13 protein-coding genes and 1 pseudogene are annotated in these 21,208 nt (G+C 70.8%); 8 read left to right on the plus strand and 6 right to left on the minus strand.

Annotated features, from left to right (window positions below):
- Both CCN33_RS21030 and CCN33_RS21035 read right to left on the minus strand, forming a co-directional pair.
- Positions 1 to 375: pseudogene (locus tag CCN33_RS21030) on the minus strand (aminopeptidase N); the annotation flags it as partial.
- 89 nt (positions 376 to 464) lie between these two features.
- A complete protein-coding gene (locus tag CCN33_RS21035; RefSeq protein ID WP_086695116.1) occupies positions 465 to 803 on the minus strand; it encodes a chorismate mutase in 339 nt (112 codons plus the stop codon).
- A gap of 140 nt (positions 804 to 943) precedes the next feature.
- On the opposite strand from CCN33_RS21035, the gene CCN33_RS21040 reads away from it, so the two are divergent.
- Complete coding sequence (locus CCN33_RS21040) at positions 944 to 1,837, plus strand: hypothetical protein (protein ID WP_086695124.1); 894 nt, start codon at positions 944 to 946, stop codon at positions 1,835 to 1,837.
- Positions 1,838 to 1,877: 40 nt separating this feature from the next.
- On the opposite strand, the gene CCN33_RS21045 is transcribed toward CCN33_RS21040, so the two are convergent.
- Positions 1,878 to 3,089 (minus strand): esterase/lipase family protein, encoded by a 1,212-nt coding sequence (locus CCN33_RS21045; protein ID WP_086695117.1) that lies wholly within the window; start codon positions 3,087 to 3,089, stop codon positions 1,878 to 1,880.
- A 293-nt stretch (positions 3,090 to 3,382) separates the two neighbouring features.
- Between CCN33_RS21045 and CCN33_RS21050 the strand changes: the two genes are divergently transcribed.
- The 4 genes from CCN33_RS21050 to CCN33_RS21065 all read left to right on the plus strand — a co-directional run bounded on the left by CCN33_RS21050 (position 3,383) and on the right by CCN33_RS21065 (position 10,419).
- A complete protein-coding gene (locus CCN33_RS21050) occupies positions 3,383 to 4,300 on the plus strand; it encodes a rhomboid family intramembrane serine protease (RefSeq protein ID WP_086695118.1) in 918 nt (305 codons plus the stop codon).
- Positions 4,301 to 4,409: 109 nt separating this feature from the next.
- The gene (locus CCN33_RS21055; protein ID WP_086695119.1) at positions 4,410 to 9,626 is read left to right on the plus strand and encodes an HD domain-containing protein; all 5,217 of its coding nucleotides are present in this window, start codon (positions 4,410 to 4,412) and stop codon (positions 9,624 to 9,626) included.
- The gene (locus CCN33_RS21060) at positions 9,623 to 9,955 is read left to right on the plus strand and encodes a hypothetical protein (RefSeq protein WP_086695120.1); all 333 of its coding nucleotides are present in this window, start codon (positions 9,623 to 9,625) and stop codon (positions 9,953 to 9,955) included. Before CCN33_RS21055 ends, CCN33_RS21060 begins: the two co-directional genes overlap by 4 nt.
- Before the next feature lie 8 nt (positions 9,956 to 9,963).
- Entirely contained in the window at positions 9,964 to 10,419 is a 456-nt protein-coding gene (locus tag CCN33_RS21065) for a hypothetical protein (protein WP_086695121.1), read from the plus strand.
- Positions 10,420 to 10,522: 103 nt separating this feature from the next.
- Here CCN33_RS21065 and CCN33_RS21070 read toward each other — a convergent pair whose 3' ends face one another.
- The 3 genes from CCN33_RS21070 to CCN33_RS21080 form a co-directional block, all read right to left on the minus strand.
- Positions 10,523 to 11,986: a glutamate synthase subunit beta gene (locus CCN33_RS21070; RefSeq protein WP_086695122.1), complete on the minus strand. Its 1,464-nt coding sequence runs from the start codon at positions 11,984 to 11,986 to the stop codon at positions 10,523 to 10,525.
- Positions 11,979 to 16,583: a glutamate synthase large subunit gene (gltB, locus tag CCN33_RS21075; protein WP_208621819.1), complete on the minus strand. Its 4,605-nt coding sequence runs from the start codon at positions 16,581 to 16,583 to the stop codon at positions 11,979 to 11,981. Before gltB ends, CCN33_RS21070 begins: the two co-directional genes overlap by 8 nt.
- 416 nt (positions 16,584 to 16,999) lie before the next feature.
- On the minus strand, positions 17,000 to 17,731 hold the full coding sequence (locus CCN33_RS21080) for a VIT1/CCC1 transporter family protein (RefSeq protein ID WP_086695123.1): 732 nt from the start codon (positions 17,729 to 17,731) through the stop codon (positions 17,000 to 17,002).
- A gap of 271 nt (positions 17,732 to 18,002) precedes the next feature.
- On the opposite strand from CCN33_RS21080, the gene CCN33_RS31225 reads away from it, so the two are divergent.
- The 3 genes from CCN33_RS31225 to CCN33_RS21090 all read left to right on the plus strand — a co-directional run.
- A complete protein-coding gene (locus CCN33_RS31225; RefSeq protein ID WP_244173887.1) occupies positions 18,003 to 19,154 on the plus strand; it encodes an ADP-ribosylglycohydrolase family protein in 1,152 nt (383 codons plus the stop codon).
- Positions 19,151 to 20,263 (plus strand): ADP-ribosylglycohydrolase family protein, encoded by a 1,113-nt coding sequence (locus CCN33_RS21085; RefSeq protein ID WP_167387910.1) that lies wholly within the window; start codon positions 19,151 to 19,153, stop codon positions 20,261 to 20,263. The genes CCN33_RS31225 and CCN33_RS21085 overlap by 4 nt, the downstream gene beginning before the upstream one ends.
- 7 nt (positions 20,264 to 20,270) lie before the next feature.
- Positions 20,271 to 21,208: ADP-ribosylglycohydrolase family protein (locus tag CCN33_RS21090; RefSeq protein ID WP_086695127.1), on the plus strand; the 938-nt coding region annotated here is incomplete at its 3' end.

Genomic DNA, 21,208 nt, shown 5'->3' on the forward strand with positions numbered 1-21,208 from the left:
GAGGAAGAGCTGGGTGTAGACGTAGGTCTCGCCGTCGGTGGGGTCGGTGAAGCGGTGCATGCCCTCGCCGGTGCGGGAGTAGCGCATGACCGCGTCGACGGTGAGTTCGTGCTCGCCCGCGGTGAGGTTCTTCAGCGGCAGCCGGTTGCCGTCGAGGGTGGCGGTGTCCAGGGGCTGTCCGTCGAGGGTGACGGCGCGCAGCTCGGCGGGCTTCAGCTCGACGAAGGTGTCCCCGTCCGTGCGCGCGGTGAACCGGACCGCGGTACGGGAGCCGAAGGTCTCGTCACCGGTGGTGAGGTCGAGATCGACGGTGTAGTGGTGGACGTCGAGGAACTCTGCTCGGGCTTGCGCTTCGTCGCGCGTCAGTACGGACATGGGGGCCATGCTGCCCGATCGCCCCCGGCGGCCGACAGGGGAGGTTCGGTACGCGGCTTATGTCCGGCCCCGCGCCGGGCGTACGCGGGTCAGGGGCGGATGTGGGCGGAGTCCTCGGCGATGCGCTCGTGGTGCCGGATCACCTCGGCGACGATGAAGTTCAGGAACTTCTCGGCGAAGGCGGGGTCGAGGCGGGCGTCCTCGGCGAGGCTGCGCAGCCGCTCGATCTGGCGGGCCTCCCGGCCGGGGTCGGCGGGCGGCAGGTGATGGCGGGCCTTGAGGCGGCCGACCTGCTGGGTGGCCTTGAAGCGTTCGGCCAGCATGTGGACGACGGCCGCGTCGATGTTGTCGATGCTGGCCCGCAGCCGCTCCAGTTCCTCGCGGGCCTCGGGGTCGACGTCACCGGTGCCGGTGCTGCTGATGGTCATGGGCGTCAACCCTAGTGCGTGCAGGGCGGCGCGACAGACGGGAGTCCGGCGGCGGGGCCTCACGGACGCGGGCGGTGGCGGTGGCGGTGGGCGGTTCTACAGTGGGAGAGGTGTTCCGGGCGACCTTCGGGGGTGCGGGCGTGGTGGCAGGCGGACCGGTGGAACACGGCTTCCCGCACCTCCAGACGGTGCGGTCGGCGGTCACGGCGCTGTACCGGCGGCTGTCGGAGGACGGCCTGCGGACCTTCGCGGCGAGCGTCGCCCCGGCCGACGTGGCCTTCGGCGACGAGGACGACCTCCATCTGGGCGCGCAGCGGGTGGCGCGGGAGCTGGTGCGGCACTTCCGGCTGCCGGACGCACGGCTGATCGTCTGCTTCCGGGAGATGACGCACGCCGCAGATGTGGAACTCGCGGCGGGCCCGGAGTACTTCGTGGAGCTGAACGACCGTTTCCGCACCCACCGGCGGGACATCGGCGCGGCCCTCGCCCACGAGGTGGCCCATGTGTATCTGCACCGGCTGGGCCTTGCGTTCCCCACCACCGCGGAGAACGAGATCCTCACCGACACGGTGACCACGTACCTCGGCGCGGGCTGGCTGCTGCTGGACGCCTACCGGGAGCACGGGGAGGCGTCGCAGAAGCTCGGCTATCTCACCCCGGAGGAGTTCGGCTACGTCCTTGCGAAGCGGGCGGCGGTGTTCGGCGAGGACCCGGCGGTGTGGTTCACCAGTCCGCAGGCGTACACGGCGTACGTCGCGGGCCGGGACCGGGCGCGGGCGGACGAGCGGCGGGCGCCGCTGAGCGGGGCGGGCTGGGCGGCCCGGCGGCGCTACGTCCACGACCGGCGTGACACCGCCCGGCACGACGGCGGCCGGCCCCGTCCGGATTCCCCCTACGAGTTCACCCCGGACAGGGCGGGGCTGAAGGTGGCCTTCCCGTGCCCGGTGTGCCACCAGCGCATCCGGGTGCCGGTGAAGGGCCGGGTCAAGGCACGCTGCGGGCTGTGCCGGACGGTGCTGGAGTGCGACACCTAGGTCCTGTCTGACAACAGGACCTGGCAGTGCCCGGTGCGGTTCACTCGGGGAGGCGGTCCAGCAGCCAGGTGCCGAGTTCCTCGGTGACCGCCGTGTGCGCGGTGGTCGTGGAGGACCAGATGAAGTCGTCGGCCTCGCTCTCGTCCGGGTCGACGTCCTCCACCTTCACGTACAGGTCCTTCTGCTGGTCCAGGTCGCGGAGGGCGACCGCGCTGACCGTGGGCACGAAGCAGATCTCCTCGTGCCGCAGATCGACCTGCGCCCCGGCCTTCCTCAGGGCGTCGGCGAGGATGCCGTAGGAGCGCAGGGTGCCGCCGGGGGCACCGTCCATCTCGGGGAGGTCGCCGGTGGTGATCGTCTTCTCGGACGCGGGGAAGCGGCGCTTCAGCTCGGCGACGGTGACCTCGCGGCCCTGTGCCTGGGCGTAGAAGACGGTGCCGGGGTAGACCCGCTCCGACTTCAGCACCGTCTCGCCGGGCGGGACGGCGATGCCGGTGCCGTCGCCGCGGCCGTTGGCGAGGGCCAGGACGCGCGGGAGGCGCGGCCAGCCGCCGACGTCGGCCAGGCGCTGGAGGAACTCGCGGCGCTCGGGGGCGATGCCGTTCTGGCCGGTCATCGCGTCGTAGTGCCGCCAGAGCATCTGGCGGGCGGCCGGGCTGTTCATCTGCCGGGCGAAGTCGTTGGGCACCGGGATGAAGTGCGCGAACGCCTGGAGGCCGATGGGGATGTAGGCGCCGCGGTGCGGGGTGTCGTAGGAGAAGTAGACGGCGGCCTGGTGGTCCATGCCGTCGTGCTCCATCCGGGCGAGCGCGTAGCGGGTGACCAGGCCGCCCATGCTGAAGCCGCCCACCGTGAGGCGGGCGGAGCCGAGCCGTTCGGCGATGGTCCGCAGCACCGCCTCGGTGACCGTCCGGGCGTTGTCGAGCACCGAGGCACTGCGCTCGTCGAAGCCGACCAGGACGACGTCGCGGCCCCGGCGGCGCAGCTCGGTCAGGAGGGGGAAGTCGCCGTCGAGGCCCGCGTAGAGCCAGGCGAGGTCGCTCTTGCCGAGGTTGAAGCCGTCGGCCATGATCACCGGGCGGACGATGCCCTGGTTGCGCTCACCGTAGTAGACGTGGGCGAAGCCGCCCCTCAGCGTCCACTTCTCGTCGGGCTCGGGGGCGGTGTACCCGGCCGGGGGCGCGGTGGTCAGCGGACCGGTGAGGGTGAACTCCCCGACGCCCCGCTCCGCCTGCTCCGTCTGCTCGGTCAAGGCCGGCTCCTTCCGGACCCGCGCACGACGCAGCGGTCCGTCAGGTGCGGGCCGGGTGACTGCGGTTGGCGCGGCGCTCCGGGCCATCCTCAGCACGCCCCCCGACCTGCGGGAACGCGCCGCACCAGGGGGTTCATCCGCACGAGTGCGAAGCGGGCGGCGCGGTGACGCGGCGTCGGGAAATCGGTTGATCACAGCCGGGGGCGCGGCCATCCTGCGATGATCCGATATTTTGTTCGCCGCCGTCCCCACCGGCTCACCTTCGACACCCCTTTTCCTCTAAGGAGCCGGCCGTGACCGCCGAGTCCGCCGTGACCACGTGCTTCCGTCATCCCGAGGTGGAGTCGCACGTCCGCTGCACCCGCTGTGACCGCTACATCTGCCCGGACTGCATGCGCGAGGCGTCGGTCGGCCACCAGTGCGTGGAGTGCGTGCAGGAGGGCGCCCGCTCGGTGCGGCAGGCGCGGACCGCCTTCGGCGGCCGGATCAGTACGTTCCCGCTGGTCACCTGGGTTCTGGTGGCGCTGAACGTGCTCGCCTACCTCGCGGAGCTGGCCCGGCCCTCGGTCGTGGACCGGTTCGGGATGCTCGGCGCGGGCCTGGTGGGCCCGGACGGCGGCCACTACCTGTGGCAGTACCCGTACGACTCCGTGCTGACCCCGGAGGGCGTGGTGGGCGGGCAGTGGGAGCGGCTGCTGACCGGCGCGTTCCTGCACATGCCGCCGGACGACGGGATCGGCGTGGTGCACATCGTGCTGAACATGGTGGCGCTGGTGAACGTCGGCCGGGTGGTGGAGACCCAGCTCGGCCGGGCCCGCTATCTCGCGCTGTATCTGCTCTCGGCGCTCGGCGGCTCGGTCCTGGTGCTGCTGATCGCGCCGGACGTGCCGACCGTGGGCGCCTCGGGCGCGGTGTTCGGCCTGGGCGCCGCGTACTGGGTGATGGGACGGCGGCTCGGCTACGGCATGCGGTCGGTCAACCAGTACATGACCGGCCTGCTGATCTGGCTGGTGATCTCCGCCTTCGCGACCTCCTGGCAGGGCCACCTCGGCGGCCTGCTCGCGGGCGCCGTGGTCACCCTCGCCTTCGCCTACGCCCCGCGCGGCGACCGCCGCACGCTGATCCAGTGGGCCGCGTGCGCGGGTCTGCTGGCCCTGCTGCTGGTGCTGGCGGCGGTGAAGGTGGCCACGCTCACCAGCGGGGCTGCCTGAACTAGTCCGGGGCGCCCCCTGGGGGTACTGCTGCCCTAAGCCAACTCATTCTCCCCGCGGGTTACTTCTGGGATGATTCACCCGAGCGACTGGATGAGGGGGCCGGTGGATGGAGCAGGCGCGGGACACGGCGGTTTCCGGGAGGCGCAAAGCGCTGTTGATCGGTGTGAAGGACACGCCGTATCTGTCGAAGGTGCCGGAACTGGCCGCTGTATACCGGTCGTTGGACTTCGTAGAGCGCGACGTGTCGTTGGTCGCCACGGCTCTCGAACAGTCAGGCTACGAAGTCACGGTCAAGAGTGACGACGACACCTCCTTCGGGCCGGTCATCGCGACCGTCACCGACTTCCTGGCCTCTTGTCGGCCCGGAGACACGGCGTTCCTGTACTTCTCCGGCCACGGGGTGATGCTTCACGGCCGTGACCACTTGGTGCTGCGCGACAGTCAGCCAGGAGCGCCGGGTCCGGACGGCATCAGGCGCCTGCACCCCACCATCCTGCTGAAAGCCTCACCCGCCGGCCTGCTCGGTGCTCTTCCTCAGGGCGTCACTGCCATCGTCTGTCTCGACGTCTGCCGCTCCGAGGAACCCCGTCATGTATCGGGTGACACCGACGCCGAATGGGCGGGAGCACACGAGGCTTATTGGCTCTACAGCTGTGGGCCGGGACAGCGCGCCTACGCGGATCCCCTGACGGGCAGCTGGTTCGCGCAGGCCCTTGCCACCTCGCTGTCCCGAGTCAACCCGCCGACCACGTTCCGGGCGGTCGCCGAATACGCGCAGGAGGAGCTGCTCCGGCTCGCCGGGCGCTACCCCCAGGTACGGACGCCGACCGTCGCCACGCGGCAACCCGAGCCGGCCCCAGGCGTGGAGTCACGGGATCCGGTCGTGTGTGAGGGCACCAAACAGACCCTGGACTGGACGCGCGTCATCCGCGAGTCCGATCTATGGCGCCACACCTCCGGCCGCCCCGAAGCACACGCCCGGGTCAAGGACCGGCTGGCCGAGCTGGTGCGCTACGTCGCGGGGACCGGCGCGCAGACCCGCGCCTACCGCGAGGATCCCTGGACCGACCCCTTGTATCCGGAGCGACTGGACGCCCGGCTCACCGATCTGGTCGCGCGGGCTTCACTGGAGCGCGAGGACGAGCTGCTGTCGCCGGCCGAGACCGCGTGCCTGCTGGCGGCAGCCATCGTGCAGGAGGGCATCGTCGCGATCACCCTGGATCAGTTGAGCACGCTGCTGCCCAACCAGTTCGACCCAGGACCGCGCGGCCAGGAGACGCAACCCCCGGGAGACCGGCGGCGGCTGATGCGGGACGCCGCACGCGATGTGTGCCGCGCCCACTCACTCGTCGTACGCACCACCGAGACCCTGCGCAGTCGCGGACTCGAATCGGCCGCGACGGCTGCGGACCACTGGTTGCGGCACCGCTTCATTGCCGACTGGGACGAGCTGTGGGAGCGCGGCGGGCAGGGCGCCATCGACGAGTTGATCACGAAGGTGGTGGAGGCGATCGAGGCGGCCGTCGACACCCTGACCTCCCCGGGCCGCCGGAGCCCCGAGGAACGTCTGGAGATCGACGACCAGGTCCGCCAAGTGCTCGGCCACCTGACGGTGAAGCCGGGGCTCAGCCCACGGTTCAGCGACGCGCAACGCGGCGACCAGTGGATCTCGACCAAACCGGTACGCGGCAATCACTGGCGAGGCGACCAGCTCGCCCGCCTTCTGTGGACGGCCGGACTGTTGGCCGCCGCCCCGCGTAGGCTGTCCAGCGTCCTCGTTGACCACCTCGGTGCACATGAGCCCCTGCTGCCGAGCACCGTGGTGGCCGCCTTGGGTGGTCTCGACTACGAGGAGACGGACGGTCGCACAGCTACGTCCCGCGGCATCACGGTACGACTGCGCTGCCCGCACCCGGCTCTGCATGCCGCGGTGGAGGAGATGGCACTCGTCGCCGACGCCACGGTGCGGGCCTTCGGTCACGCGGACGCGGTGGCACCACCATTGTTGCGTGGGCTTCCAGACAGTGTGACGACGGAGGAACTACGGTCCCTGCCGGGCCGTTACAAGGAGCCACTCGAGCGATTCCGCCTCGCCGAGGACGAGATCCGCCCTCTGCTCATGGGCACGCAGTTGTACGGCGATCGGATGCTCGCGGTGCGGGAGATGTACCAGAACGCCCTCGACGCCTGCCGGTACCGGGAGATGCGCCGTCGGTACGGCAGGATCAATTCCAGCTGGGACGGGGAGATCGTCTTTACCCAGGGCTGGGACCGCGGCCGCCCCTTCATCGAGTGCCACGACAACGGATCCGGGATGAGCCGTGCCCGGCTCACGTCGATGTTCGCTCGGGCGGGCAAACGCTACGAGCAGGACCCCGACTTCGTCCAGGAACGTCGCAACTGGCGTCGCGCCGGGATCGTCGACAGATCCTTTAACTCACGATTCGGCATCGGCGTGTTCAGCTACTTCATGCTCGCCGACGAGGTCGTCGTGTGGACACGCGCCGTCGACGCCACTGGCCGCACCGGCCCGGAGGCGCCCCTGCGCGTCGACATCCGCTCGGGGTCCGGTCTGCTCCAGATCAATACCTCGGAGGACCCGGAAGTCCCGGAAGACGGTGGTACACGCGTACGTCTCTACTTGGCGGAGCCAGGGGAGGGCGAGAAGGCGCCCTCCCTGGTCGAGACGTTGCGGACTCATTTGTGGGTGTCCGAGCACAACGTGACAGCAGTGGAGTTGACCAAGCCAGGAGAGACCTTCCGCAAACTGACCTGGGAGCCGGGTCGGCTGGCCGGGCGGAACGAATGGCGTGTGCCGCCCGTCGCACTGCGTGACGAACACGGCGACGGAGCCGACGAGGCATGGCTCGTGCAGGGAGAGGGACAGCTGCTCCTGGACGGCATCCTGGTCGAGAACGCCCCCGCTGTGTACGGGTATGTGGTCAATCTGCGTGAGCGACATGCTCCGGTTCCGAGCGTCGACCGAAACCACCTGCTTTCGTACGACGATGAGCTAGTCATGCGCGAGGCGACGGACCGGATACCGACCGCGGCGGCTCGACTGACCGACGTGTCCCTGCCATGGCTGTGGGAGCTGGCACGGAAAACACCGCGCATGGCCGTGGGGCTGCTGGAGTCGCTACCCGACACGACAATGGCCGTGTTCGACTTGAAGCAGGGCCGACGGCTGGTGCAGGGCACGATGCGACTGGCGGTGCCCGGGTGTCTCCCTACCGACGGGAGCCTTCTTGACTACACCCAGCCGCCGCTTACGTTGACGGGAGGAGTACACGAAGCCACTCTCTTCACTCGCTGGAGGACTGGACTGCTCGGCCTGGATCACAACGAAGAGATCTTCGCGCCCGACGGATATCCCGCCCCGGAAGGGCTCGACGCCCTCCTCTTCCAGGCCAGAGAACTGAAGAGCTGGCAGGCCATCCTGCATTCAGCCGCGCAAGCCGCACGTCCCGTGCGCAGGACACTGCGTGCCCTTCGCCGGTACGCCGTTGCCGGTGTCGAGGTGCCCGAAGTAGCGGACATAGCAGCCCTCGCCAGCGTCCACGTCACGCAGGCCGGCGCGGACCTCTACTCCGCCTACACGTCCTTGCAGGAGGAACTGTGCCCGACAGAGGACGTCATGCCCTTTCGCTTGTGGTCCAGAAATCCCCCCGAGCCGACGAGAGCGCCCGCCCGACATGCCCCACTGCTCGCAATCTCGGCGCTCCATGGGATCCCCTTGGCGGAAGCGGTCGAACTGCTTCGACACCTGCGCAGCGTGGATCCAACGTTGCCCGCACCGCCGCCCCTTCCGGACAGCATCGCGAAGGAGCGCCTCACGGAGGCCGAAGCGGATCGCCTGGCGATCAATGATGCCCTCACGTCCCCATGGCTGGACGGCGGCAACTGGCTCCCCGGTGCTATTGGCCCGGTCGACCTCCTGAGTCGCGCCTCCTCCCCCTTCGCGCTGCCTGAGTTGGTCCAGCGCATCGAACAGCTCACCTGCCTCGGGTACTCACTGGACTCGCCTCCCACCCCCGAGGTGATGGATGTGCACGCCCTACCGCCGGACCAGCAACTCCTGCTATCGCGGGATTTCGACAGGAAAAGCCCCTGGCGCGAAGGTGCCATCCCTCTACGCCACCTCATCGCACTTTCACAACAGACCGGTGTCACGCTGGGCGACGTGGCGGACCTCATCAACTCGGGTACCGCCATCACGGGCGCCCGCGCGCCCGAGCTGCCACCAGAGGCCGCCGCCTGGACAGCACCGACTGGGCTTAACCTCTCCCACCCAGCAAGCCACGAAGAGATCATTGACCTCGTCCTGAGGCCCTGGGAACTGGTGGGTTCCTTCAGGAACGAAGTCAAGCCGGGCACAGATGTTCTTAGGGCGACGGTGGAGGCCTTGGAAGCCCTCGGCATGCTGGATTGGCAGGAAGCCGACCTGGAGGCCCTTGAACGCCAGGTGATGGCACCCCGGCATCGCCTAGTGGTCCCGTACCCCAGTCAGGTCTCTTCGAACAGCTGCAAGTTCGACGAGGGAGGTGCCACCATCGGCTACCTCTTGGCACTCGCCGCGAAACTGGATCTCGAACTCGGTGTAGTGGCAGACGAGCTGCGACAACTGGACACCTATCTCCCGTTGAGCGTCCCAGAGATCCCTGCCGAATTCCGCAGTCTCCGGCTGAGTGAGAGGGACGCAAGCGCTCTTCGATCCGATGACAGGCGGTCGATCTTCGATCCCGTGATTCTCAAGGCGCACTTGTCCGTCCTCGACATCCTGACGTTCGCGTCGAATGGCATCAGGGACGGCATCGACACCCTCGGAAAGGCTTTCCAGCACGTCGCGCCGCTGGCCGCGGTGGCGGGCATTGAACTTCCTGGCGACTTTCAGGGCCCCGAGTCTGCCCGCCTCGCCAACTTCACCCCAACGAAGCTCGACTTCGCCGCCTTCGACAAGGGCCTCTTAGGCCCCGGCCATCTCGGACCTCTTGAACTCGTCCTCGTCGCGGGTCGCTTCGGCTGGACCCTGACCGACACCTATGACCGCTACGCCCCGTTCGCCTGCCTCGGCCTGGAAGTCACCGTCGCTCCACCGGAGGGAGAGGAAGCGCAAATCATCCCCGACTGGCAGGACGTGATCATCCTGACCACCCGGCTGACGGGTCGTGCTCCCGCCCTCACCGGCGACGTCTCCGAAGAGCACATCACACTCTGCGCCGAAGAGACGGACCTGAGCGAGGCCGCGGTGCACGACCGGCTGAGCCGCTTCGCCCGCCTCTTCGACATCTCCCTACCCAGGCGAAAGGCACCCTCCTCATGACATCGGCGACGCCCTACCGCTTCCACCCCCACGGGGACACACTTACCTTCGAGTGGGCGGTGCAGGACTTCGACGGCGAGCGGGAGTTCACGGTCACTGGTACCTGCCCCGTGTGCGGCTGCTCCATGACCCACTCCTTCGGCCCGATCCAGCCGACGGTGGCCAAGGGGGGTTTCCTCGGCCGCCGCAAGTCGCCCGCTGAGCCGGAGGTATGGAGCATGTCCTGTGCCTGCGACGGCTACCACCAGCCCCGCCCCGAACGGCTCGGCGGCTGTGGGGCGTTGCTGAACCTCGCGCCGCCGCCCGCCCATCTGACAACCGGAGGCTGAGCGCAGCCATGTCGTCACCGCTCTTCACCCCCGAGCAACTGCTCGACGCCGAGCAGCGAGCGAAGACGCTGCGCGAACCACATCAGCAACTGCGCATCGCTCTCCAGCAGGCAGAGGGCTACCGGACCTACCTGTCGTCGCTCACCGGGCTCCTGGCCGCCGTCTTCGTCCTCAAGGGACAAGAGAATCTAAGCAAACTGTCGGGCACTCCTCGCTGGGTCGTCATCGCACTGCTGAGCTGCGGTTTCCTCGCTCTGGTCACGGCCTCCTGGCTGAGTGTCCTTGCCGTGCACGACCGACCTGGCGTGCAGATCTACAGCGAGCCCAACCGTCTACTCCTGTACGAGAAGCGGCGCACCCGCGAGATCTGGCGGCTGGTGGAGTGGGCCCGCTGGCTCGGTCTGCTCGGCGTGCTCGCCGTGGCCGCAGCCGTTGTCGTCACCTGGATAAGCCCGGCCAAATAAGGACAAGGCGGCGGCGCCTGCCCGGGCGTCCGGTCGGGGACTGTCGGGCAGGCGCCGTCTGATGTTCCGTACGCCGTTGTACGGCACACCGGGTGTGAGGGTGTCAGACCGCCAGGGCGCGGTCGGTGGGGCGGATCGGGGCGGGCAGGTCGCTGGCCCCGGTGAGGTGGCGGTCCACCCCGCGGGCGGCGGAGCGGCCCTCGGCGATGGCCCACACGATGAGGGACTGGCCACGGCCCGCGTCGCCGGCGACGAAGACACCGGGCACGTTGGTCTGGAAGTCGGCGTCGCGGGCGATGTTGCCCCGCTCGTCCAGCTCCAGGCCGAACTGGTCGACCAGGCCGTTCTCCCGGTCGGTGCCGGTGAAGCCCATGGCCAGGGTGACCAGCTGGGCCGGGATCCTCCGCTCGCTGCCCGGCTTGGGGGTCAGCTTGCCGTCGACGAACTCGACCTCGGTCAGGTGCAGCGCCTGGACGTTGCCGTCCTCGTCGCCCTCGAAGTGGGTGGTCGAGACGGCGTAGACCCGCTCGCCGCCCTCCTCGTGGGCGCTGGTGACCTTGTAGAGCATGGGGAAGGTCGGCCAGGGCTGGTTCAGCGGGTGCCGCGCGTCGCCCGGGCGGGGCATGATCTCCAGCTGCGTGACGGAGGCCGCGCCCTGGCGGTGGGCGGTGCCCACGCAGTCGGCGCCGGTGTCGCCGCCGCCGATGACCACGACGTGCTTGCCCTCGGCCGTGATCGGCGGGGACACGTAGTCGCCCTCCTGGACCTTGTTGGACAGCGGCAGGTACTCCATCGCCTGGTGGATCCCGGCCAGCTCCCGCCCGGGGACGGGCAGATCGCGGGCCGTGGTGGAACCGGCGGCGATGACGACCGCGTCGTACCGCTTCTTGAGGTCGTTGGCCTTGAGGTCGCGGCCGATCTCCACGCCGGTGCGGAACCGGGTGCCCTCCGCGCGCATCTGCTCGATACGGCGGTTGATGTGCCGCTTCTCCATCTTGAACTCGGGGATGCCGTACCGCAGCAGGCCGCCGACGCGGTCGGCGCGCTCGTACACGGCGACCGTGTGGCCGGCGCGGGTGAGCTGCTGGGCGGCGGCGAGCCCGGCCGGGCCCGAGCCGATGACCGCGACGGTCTTGCCGGACAGCCGCTCGGGGATGCGCGGGGCCACGTCCCCGGTCTCCCACGCCTGGTCGATGATCGAGACCTCGACGTTCTTGATGGTGACCGGCTGCTGGTTGATGCCCAGCACACAGGCCGACTCACAGGGCGCGGGGCAGAGCCGCCCGGTGAACTCGGGGAAGTTGTTGGTCGCGTGCAGCCGCTCGGAGGCGGCCGCCCAGTCCTGCCGGTAGGCGTAGTCGTTCCACTCCGGGATCAGGTTCCCGAGCGGACAGCCGTTGTGGCAGAACGGGATGCCGCAGTCCATGCACCGGCTGGCCTGCTTGCCGATGATCGGCAGCAGGGCTCCGGGGACGTAGACCTCGTTCCAGTCCTTGACGCGCTCGTCGACAGGACGGGTCCGGGCGACCTCGCGGCCGTGGTTCAGAAAGCCCTTGGGATCAGCCATTGGTCGCCGCCTCCATCATCTTCTCGGTGATCTCGGTCTCGGAGAGACCGGCTCGCTCGGCGGCGTCCTTGGCGGCGAGCACTGCCTTGTACGTGCGGGGGATGATCCGGCTGAAGCGCTCCACGGACCGGTCCCAGTCCACGAGGAGCTTCGCCGCGACCGTGGAACCGGTCTCCTCGGCATGGCGGCGCACCACGTCGTGCAGCCAGGTCCGGTCGGCGTCGTCCAGCGGCTCGACCGCGTTCGCGTTGCCCGCGTTGACGTTGTCCGGGTCGAGGTCGATGACGTACGCGATGCCGCCGGACATACCCGCCGCGAAGTTGCGGCCGGTCGGGCCGAGGACGACCGCGTGACCGCCGGTCATGTACTCGCAGCCGTGGTCGCCGACGCCCTCGGAGACCACCAGGGCCCCGGAGTTGCGGACGCAGAACCGCTCGCCGCTCCGGCCGCGCAGGAACAGCTCACCGCCGGTGGCGCCGTAGCCGATGGTGTTGCCCGCGATGGTGGAGTACTCGGCGAGGTGGTCGGCCGCCCGGTCGGGGCGGACCACGATCCGGCCGCCGGAGAGGCCCTTGCCCACGTAGTCGTTGGCGTCGCCCTCCAGGCGGAGGGTGACTCCGCGCGGCAGGAAGGCGCCGAAGGACTGGCCGGCCGAACCGGTGAAGGTGATGTCGATGGTGTCGTCGGGCAGGCCCGCGCCACCGAACTTCCGCGTCACCTCGTGACCGAGCATGGTGCCGACCGTGCGGTTGATGTTGCGGATGGCGACCTGGGCGCGCACCGGGTGCGCCTCGGTGGCGTCGGTGGCGGCCAGCGCGTCGGCGGCGAGCCTGATCAGCTCGTTGTCGAGCGCCTTCTCCAGCCCGTGGTCCTGGGCGACCACCTGGTGGCGGACCGCGCCCTCGGCCAGCTCGGGCACGTGGAACAGCGGCGCCAGGTCCAGGCCCTGGGCCTTCCAGTGGTCGACCGCGCGCTCCACGTCGAGCACCTCGGCGTGGCCGACGGCCTCCTCGATGGAGCGGAAGCCCAGCTCGGCCAGGAGCTCGCGGACCTCTTCGGCGATGAACCGGAAGAAGTTGACGATGTACTCGGCCTTGCCCTCGAAGCGCTCGCGCAGCACGGGGTTCTGGGTGGCGATGCCGACCGGGCAGGTGTCCAGGTGGCAGACGCGCATCATCACGCAGCCGGAGACCACCAGGGGCGCGGTGGCGAAGCCGAACTCCTCGGCGCCGAGCAGCGCGGCGATGACCACGTCCCGGCCGGTCTTGAGCTGGCCGTCGGTCTGGACGACGATCCGGTCCCGCAGCCCGTTGAGCAGCAGGGTCTGCTGGGTCTCGGCGAGGCCCAGCTCCCAGGGGCCGCCCGCGTGCTTGAGCGAGGTGAGCGGGGAGGCGCCGGTGCCGCCGTCGTGGCCGGAGACCAGCACCACGTCGGCGTGCGCCTTGGACACACCGGCCGCGACCGTGCCGACGCCGACCTCGGAGACCAGCTTCACGTGGATGCGGGCCGAGGGGTTGGCGTTCTTCAGGTCGTGGATGAGCTGGGCGAGGTCCTCGATGGAGTAGATGTCGTGGTGCGGGGGCGGCGAGATCAGGCCGACGCCGGGCGTGGAGTGCCGGGTCTTCGCCACCCACGGGTACACCTTGTGGCCGGGGAGCTGGCCGCCCTCGCCGGGCTTGGCGCCCTGGGCCATCTTGATCTGGATGTCGTCGGCGTTGACCAGGTACTCGGAGGTGACGCCGAAGCGGCCGGAGGCGACCTGCTTGATGGCGCTGCGCCGGGCCGGGTCGTACAGCCGCTCCGGGTCCTCGCCGCCCTCACCGGTGTTGGACTTGCCGCCCAGCTGGTTCATGGCGATGGCGAGCGTCTCGTGCGCCTCCTGGGAGATGGAGCCGTACGACATGGCGCCGGTGGAGAAGCGCTTGACGATCTCGGAGACCGGCTCGACCTCGTCCACCGGGATGGGGGCGCGGCCGGAGTCGAAGCCGAACAGGCCGCGCAGCGTCATCAGGCGCTCGGACTGCTCGTTCACCCGGTCGGTGTACTTCTTGAAGATGTCGAAGCGGCCGGAGCGGGTGGAGTGCTGGAGGCGGAAGACCGTCTCCGGGTCGAAGAGGTGCGGCTCGCCCTCGCGGCGCCACTGGTACTCGCCGCCGATGTCGAGCGTGCGGTGCGCGGGCGCGATGCCGCTGGCCGGGTAGGCCTTGGCGTGCCGTGCGGCGACCTCCTTGGCGATGACGTCGATGCCGACGCCGCCGATCTTGGTGGTGGTGCCGTCGAAATACTTCTCCACGAAGGCGTCGTCCAGGCCGACGGCCTCGAAGACCTGCGCGCCCCGGTAGGAGGCGACGGTGGAGATACCCATCTTGGACATCACCTTCAGCACGCCCTTGCCGAGGGCGTGGATCAGGTTGCGGATGGCCGCTTCCGGCTCCATGCCGGGCAGGAAGGTGCCCGCGCGGACCAGGTCCTCGACGGACTCCATCGCCAGGTAGGGGTTGACCGCGGCGGCGCCGTAGCCGATCAGCAGGGCGACGTGGTGGACCTCGCGGACGTCACCGGCCTCGACCAGCAGGCCCACGTGGGTGCGCTGCTTGGTGCGGATGAGGTGGTGGTGGACGGCCGCGGTGAGCAGCAGCGACGGGATCGGGGCGTGCTCGGCGTCGGAGTGCCGGTCGGAGAGCACGATCAGCCGGGCACCGTTGTCGATGGCGGCGTCCGCCTCGGCGCAGATCTCCTCGATGCGCGCGGCGAGCGAGTCGCCCCCGCCGGAGACCCGGTACAGGCCGGAGAGGGTGGCGGCCTTGAAGCCGGGCATGTCGCCGTCGGCGTTGATGTGGATGAGCTTGGCCAGCTCGTCGTTGTCGATCACCGGGAAGGGCAGCACGACGGAACGGCAGGAGGCCGCGGTGGGGTCGAGCAGGTTGCCCTGGGGACCCAGCGAGGAGCGCAGGGAGGTGACCAGTTCCTCGCGGATGGCGTCCAGCGGCGGGTTGGTGACCTGGGCGAAGAGCTGGGTGAAGTAGTCGAACAGCAGCCGGGGGCGCTCGGAGAGGGCCGCGATGGGGCTGTCGGTGCCCATGGAGCCGATGGGCTCGGCGCCCGCCTTGGCCATCGGGGCGAGGATGACCCGGAGCTCCTCCTCGGTGTAGCCGAAGGTCTGCTGGCGGCGGGTGACGGAGGCGTGGGTGTGCACGATGTGCTCGCGCTCGGGCAGGTCGCCCAGCTCGATCTCGCCGGCCTCCAGCCACTCGGCGTAGGGCTGGTCGGTGGCGAGGGACGCCTTGATCTCGTCGTCCTCGATGATGCGGTGCTCGGCGGTGTCCACGAGGAACATGCGGCCGGGCTGCAGCCGGCCCTTGCGGACGACCTTGGCGGGGTCGATGTCGAGGACGCCGACCTCGGAGCCGAGGACGACCAGGCCGTCGTCGGTGACCCAGTAGCGGCCGGGGCGCAGGCCGTTGCGGTCGAGCACCGCGCCGACCTGGGTGCCGTCGGTGAAGGTGACGCAGGCGGGGCCGTCCCAGGGCTCCATCATCGTGGAGTGGAACTGGTAGAAGGCCCGGCGGTCGGCGTCCTTCACGTTCATGGTGGCGTGGTTCTCCCACGCCTCCGGGATCATCATCAGCACCGCGTGGGGCAGCGAGCGCCCGCCGAGGTGGAGCAGTTCCAGCACTTCGTCGAAGGACGCCGAGTCGGAGGCGTCCGGCGTACAGACCGGGAAGGTGCGCGCGAGGTTGTTCTCGGTGCCGAACAGGTCCGAGGCGAGCTGGGACTCGCGGGCGCGCATCCAGTTGCGGTTGCCCTTGACGGTGTTGATCTCGCCGTTGTGGGCGACGAAGCGGTACGGGTGCGCCAGCGGCCACGAGGGGAAGGTGTTCGTGGAGAAGCGGGAGTGCACCAGCGCGATCGCGGAGGCAAACCGGCGGTCGGACAGGTCCGGGAAGAACGGTTCGAGCTGGCCGGTGGTCAGCATGCCCTTGTACACGATCGTCCGGGCGGACAGGGAGGGGAAGTAGACCCCGGCCTCCCGCTCGGCGCGCTTGCGCACCACGAACGCCTTGCGGTCCAGAGCGATGCCCTCGCTCGTACCGTCGGCGACGAAGAGCTGGCGGAAGGCCGGCATGGTCGAGCGGGCGGTCGCGCCGAGCAGTTCGGGGGCGACCGGGACCTCGCGCCAGCCGAGGACGTCGAGGCCCTCCTCGGCGGCGATCGTCTCGATACGTGAGACGACCTCGTCGGTGGCGGCCTCGGGCAGGAAGGCGATGCCGACGGCGTAGGAACCGGGGGCCGGCAGGTCGAATCCGGCCACCTCGCGGAAGAACGCGTCGGGCACCTGCGAGAGGATGCCGGCGCCGTCCCCGGAGTCGGGCTCGGAACCGGTCGCGCCGCGGTGTTCGAGATTGCGCAGTACGGTCAGCGCCTGCTCGACCAGCGCGTGGCTCGCCTCACCGGTGAGGGTGGCCACGAAGCCGACGCCGCAGGCGTCGTGCTCGTCGCGGGGGTCGTACATGCCCTGCGCGGCAGGGCGGGCATCCATGAAGGACCAGGCGCGGTCGGTCACGGAATGCGGGGACGGCTGGCGCGTCGTACGCATCGGCTCTCCCGTCGTCGTCAGTGGCGTGTGGCAGGTGCCGAGGGACGACGCTGGCCCTCTGCTGGTGCGAAATTTCGTGCAGGTTACATGATGGAACGCTTGTCGGGAACCGGATACTCCGTTCCACCATGCGGACGCCACAGGAGGCGCGGCGGGGTGCCGTGGGGTACGGCGGGCGCCGCTCGGTGCGGCGGGAAAAGCGGGGTTTCGCTGCGGTTTCGAGCAGGTCCTGCGACTGGGCCGGACGGGTGGTGACCGGTCGGGCCCAGGGGGCGGAAGAGGCGTCGTCGCCCGTCCCGCGAGTACACCGCGGGCGCCGTTGCCCGCAGTGCTTACGGCTCATGCCCGACGGTCAAACGCGCGAAACCCGCGAGTAACAATTATTTATGCGTGCCCCGGCATATGTCCAGGGTCTCTCAGCTCACAGCGGTGTCGAAAAGGGTGCCGAGGGCGAAAGTCACCCCGGCGGCCGCGCCACCGAGCGCGAGCTGGCGCAGGCCGCTGAACCACCAGCTGCGGGCGGTCACCCGTGCCACCACCGCGCCGCAGCCGAAGAGCCCGGCGAGCGCCAGCAGCACGGCGGGCCACAGTGCGGTCGCGCCCAGCAGGTAGGGCAGGACGGGCAGCAGGGCGCCCAGCGCGAAGGACCCGAAGGAGGAGACGGCGGCGGTCAGCGGGGAGGGCAGGTCGTCGGGGTCGACGCCCAGCTCCTCGCGGGCGTGTATCTCCAGGGCCTGCTCGGGGTCCTTCGAGAGCTGCCGGGCCACCTCGCGGGCGAGGTCGGGCTCGACACCGCGGGAGACGTACAGCGCGGCCAGCTCGTCCTGCTCGGCCTGCGGGTGCCTGCGCAGCTCACGGCGCTCGACGTCCAGCTCGGCCTGGACGAGTTCGGCCTGCGAGGCCACGGACGTGTACTCACCGGCCGCCATCGAGAAGGCGCCGGCCGCGAGCCCGGCGAGGCCGGTGATCACGATCGTCTGGTGACCCAGCGAGCCGCCCGCGACGCCGGTCATCAGGGCGAGATTGGAGACCAGGCCGTCCATCGCACCGAAGACGGCGGGACGCAGCCAGCCGCCGTTGACGTCGCGGTGCGTGTGGTTGTCGCGGTGCGCCTCGTGCAGCGCGGCCCCGGTCTCGATGACGGCCATGAGGACCCCCGGTAAGCTGAGCCAAAGCTAACTTTGGACTGATTCTACTTTTCGAACGACCTTCAACCTACGTTGATTCCCGCTCCGCCGCCAGCAAGGACAGGCTGAGCTAACCTCCGCTTCTTCCCAGCTCAGGCACCCGGGGCAGGGATTTCCCGGTACCGAGCGGGTGATGGCGGCGGCCCGGAGGCTAGGGCACCGCCCCTCGGGTGGGACACATCCGCAAAAGGCCACGCGGTCCACGCGGTCCTGGCGAAGGAGGGTCCCGCCCATGGCAACGAACGCACCCGCTTCCCCACTGCCCGCCCCCGCCGCACCCGGACTCCGCGAGCGGGCGCGCGGCGCGCTGCTCGGCCTGGCCGTGGGCGACGCGCTGGGCGCCCCCGCCGAGAACCTGAAGCCCTCCGAGATCCGCGCCCGCTGGGGCCGCATCACCGGATACGTCACCGACCGGCCGTGCGGCACGGACGACACCGAGTACGCGATCTTCTCCGGGCTGCTGCTCGCCCGGCACGGCTCCGCGCTCACCCCGGCCCATGTCGAGGCGGCCTGGCACCAGTGGATCGCCGACCGGGCCGAGGGTCCCTTCCGGGGCGCGGGGTTCAGTGAGCGGGGCACGCTGGAGAACCTGCGCCGGGGGCTGGCGGCGCCCATCTCGGCCCAGCACCGGCATGCCTGGAGCGACGGGCTGGCGATGCGGGCGGCGCCCTTCGGGGTGTTCGCGGCGGGGCGGCCCTCGGAGGCGGCGCGGCTGGTCGCCATCGACGGCTCGGTCAGCCACGAGGGCGAGGGCATCTACGGCGGCCAGGCGGTCGCGGCCGGGGTGGCCGCCGCGATGGCGGGCGCGGAACCGGCCGTGGTGATCGCCGCCGCCCTCGCCGTCGTCCCGGACGACTCCTGGACCGCCCGCTCGCTGCGCCGGGCGGTCGCCGTCGCGCACCGGGGCGAGCGCGCGGTCCGTACCGCGGTGGTCATCGGCGGCTATCCCTGGACCGACCTGGCCCCCGAGGCGGTCGCCCTCGCCTTCGGCGCGTACGCGGCGGCCGACGGGGACTTCCGGGAAGCGGTGCTGACGGCCGTCAACATGGGCCGGGACGCCGACACCACGGCGGCCGTCGCGGGCGCTCTGGCCGGCGCGACCAACGGGGTCGCCGCCATCCCCGGTATGTGGGCCGCCGCCATTGGTCCGGCGCGTGGCAGGTGTCTGCCCGCCATGTCGGGCCACCACATTCTGGACGTGGCCGAGCTGCTGACCCCGGAGGAGGGCGGCAAGTGGGGCGAGGGAGTGGTGGTGCCGGAGCTGTTGCCGGAGGGGCTGCGGCCGGCCGTGGAGCCGCCGCTCACCCTGGTGGGCAGCGTGGTGGAGACACCGTTCCCGCGCGCGGCGGCCGTGCGGAACCCGGACACGGAGGACGGGTCGTGACCCGGCGGATCGAAGGGCTGCTGCTGGGGCTCGCCGCCGGGGACGCGGCCGGCTGGCCCGCCGCCCGGCACCGGGCGGCCCGGATGCCGGAGTGGACGCGGCGGCTCACCCGCGAGCTGGACACCTTCGCCGAGCAGAACGCCACCACCACGCTGCCGGTGCCCATCGCGCTGAACCAGCCCCCCGAGCCGCTCCGCCTCGGCCCCTCCGACGACGCGGAGTGGGCGGCGTTCGCGGCGGAGGCCGTCCTGCGGGCCGGGGACGACGTGCTCGGCGACCTGAGCCGGGACCGCCGGATACGCGCCGCCATCGACCTGACCTGGACCGCCGTGGCCTCCGAGGTGGCGGCGGCGGCCGAACGCGCGCCGGAGATCGAGTCGGCCGTACTCCCCCTGCGCGCCCGCATCTCGGTGCGCGCCGGGCTCGGCAACCTCGCCGCCGGGCTGCGCCCGCCCGCCACCGGCCACGACAACCCGCACTACTTCGACGACGCGGCCTGCGTACGCGCCTGCGTGCTGGCGGTCGCCCACCCCGGCGATCCGGCGCGCGCCGCCGGCCTCGCGGAGTTCGACGCCCGCTACACCCAGGACGGCGACGGGGTGCACGGCGCGCGGGCGATGGCGGCGGCGGTGGCCACCGCCCTGTCCGGCGCGGGTGCGGACGCGTGTGTGGCGGCCGCGCTGGACGAGCTGCCCGAGGGCACCGAGATCGGCCGCAACGCCCGGCACGCGCTGGCCCTGGTGACCGCCACGGACACCGCGTTCGCCCTGGTCCCCCTGCTGGAGCACCAGATCGTGGACCACGTCTACAGCTACGGCATCGCCGCCGCCGAGACCGTCCCGGTGGCGCTGGCGCTGACCCTCGCGACGGCCGGGCGGATCGCGGAGGCGGTACCGGCCGCCGCCTGCCTCTCCCGCGTCGCTGACTCCGCGCCCGCGCTCGCCGGGGCGCTCTGCGGCGCGCTGGGCGGCGGGGAGTGCGTACCGGAGGCGTGGCGGCAGTCCTGCAGGACCCTCTCCGGCTGTGCGCTGCCCCGGCTGACCGGCACCGACCTGGTGGAACTCGCCGGGCTGCTGGAAGCCACCCAACGGACCCGAGCAGGGGGATGATGCGGTCATGACGCCGAAAAGTGATGAAATCTCAAATTCCGGTGCAATCGGTCTGGACGAGCGGATCACCGGTGCCCTGCTCGGAGCCGCCGTGGGGGACGCGCTCGGCGGGCCGGTGGAGGGCTACAGCCCGGACCAGATCGTGGAGCGCCACGGCGGCCGGGTGCACGGGATCGTCGGCCCCTGGAACGGCGACGACTGGCGCACCGCCCGCCCGATCGCGCCGTACCACAAGGGTGACGGGCACGTCACCGACGACACCCTGATGACGCACGCGCTGATCCGGGTCTACGCCCGCGTCCGGGACCACCTCGACGCGTACGCCGTCGCGGAGCACCTGGTGCCGGACCTGATGACCGAGCCGCGCTGGATTCCCGAGCTGGAGGCGGAGGCGCTGCCGCTGCAGCGGATCTTCCTCGCGGAGAAGTGGCTGGTGGCCCGGATCGCGTACGGGCACGTGGACCCGCGCGAGGCGGGCACCGGCAACATCGTCAACTGCGGTGCGGCGATGTACATGGCCCCGGTCGGCCTGGTCAACGCGGCCAACCCGGCGGGCGCCTACGCCGAGGCGCTGGACGTCGCCGGCGCCCACCAGTCGTCGTACGGCCGGGAGGCGGCCGGGGTGTTCGCGGCCGCCGTGGCCGCGGCCTGCGCGCCGGGAGCCACCCCGGACTCGGTGGTGGCCGCCTGCCTGGAGCTGGCCAAGGACGGCACCCGCGAGGCCATCGAGAAGGTCTGCGAAGTGGCCGCCGGGCACGGGGACTTCGAGTCGGCGCTGGCCCCGCTGCGCCGGGCGGTCGCCCCGTACGACACCGTCGGCCCCGACTACCGCGCCCCCTCGCTCGGCGCCCGCCGCCCCTCCCGGCTGCACTCGATCGAGGAACTCCCGGTCGCACTGGGCATGTTGGTCGTCGCCGGCGGCGATCAACATGCCCAGTGCGACCG

The sequence above is a fragment of the Streptomyces recifensis genome, assembly GCF_002154615.1.
GTDB lineage: Bacteria > Actinomycetota > Actinomycetes > Streptomycetales > Streptomycetaceae > Streptomyces > Streptomyces griseoluteus.

What these genes read in the sequence shown, in the direction of transcription:
- CCN33_RS21035 (WP_086695116.1), bottom strand. Translation starts at nt 803, where the DNA reads ATGACCATCAGCAGCACCGGCACCGGTGACGTCGACCCCGAGGCCCGC.
- CCN33_RS21055 (WP_086695119.1), top strand. Translation starts at nt 4,410, where the DNA reads ATGGAGCAGGCGCGGGACACGGCGGTTTCCGGGAGGCGCAAAGCGCTG.
- CCN33_RS21060 (WP_086695120.1), top strand. Translation starts at nt 9,623, where the DNA reads ATGACATCGGCGACGCCCTACCGCTTCCACCCCCACGGGGACACACTT.
- CCN33_RS21065 (WP_086695121.1), top strand. Translation starts at nt 9,964, where the DNA reads ATGTCGTCACCGCTCTTCACCCCCGAGCAACTGCTCGACGCCGAGCAG.
- CCN33_RS21070 (WP_086695122.1), bottom strand. Translation starts at nt 11,986, where the DNA reads ATGGCTGATCCCAAGGGCTTTCTGAACCACGGCCGCGAGGTCGCCCGG.
- gltB (WP_208621819.1), bottom strand. Translation starts at nt 16,583, where the DNA reads ATGCGTACGACGCGCCAGCCGTCCCCGCATTCCGTGACCGACCGCGCC.
- CCN33_RS21080 (WP_086695123.1), bottom strand. Translation starts at nt 17,731, where the DNA reads ATGGCCGTCATCGAGACCGGGGCCGCGCTGCACGAGGCGCACCGCGAC.
- CCN33_RS31225 (WP_244173887.1), top strand. Translation starts at nt 18,003, where the DNA reads ATGGCAACGAACGCACCCGCTTCCCCACTGCCCGCCCCCGCCGCACCC.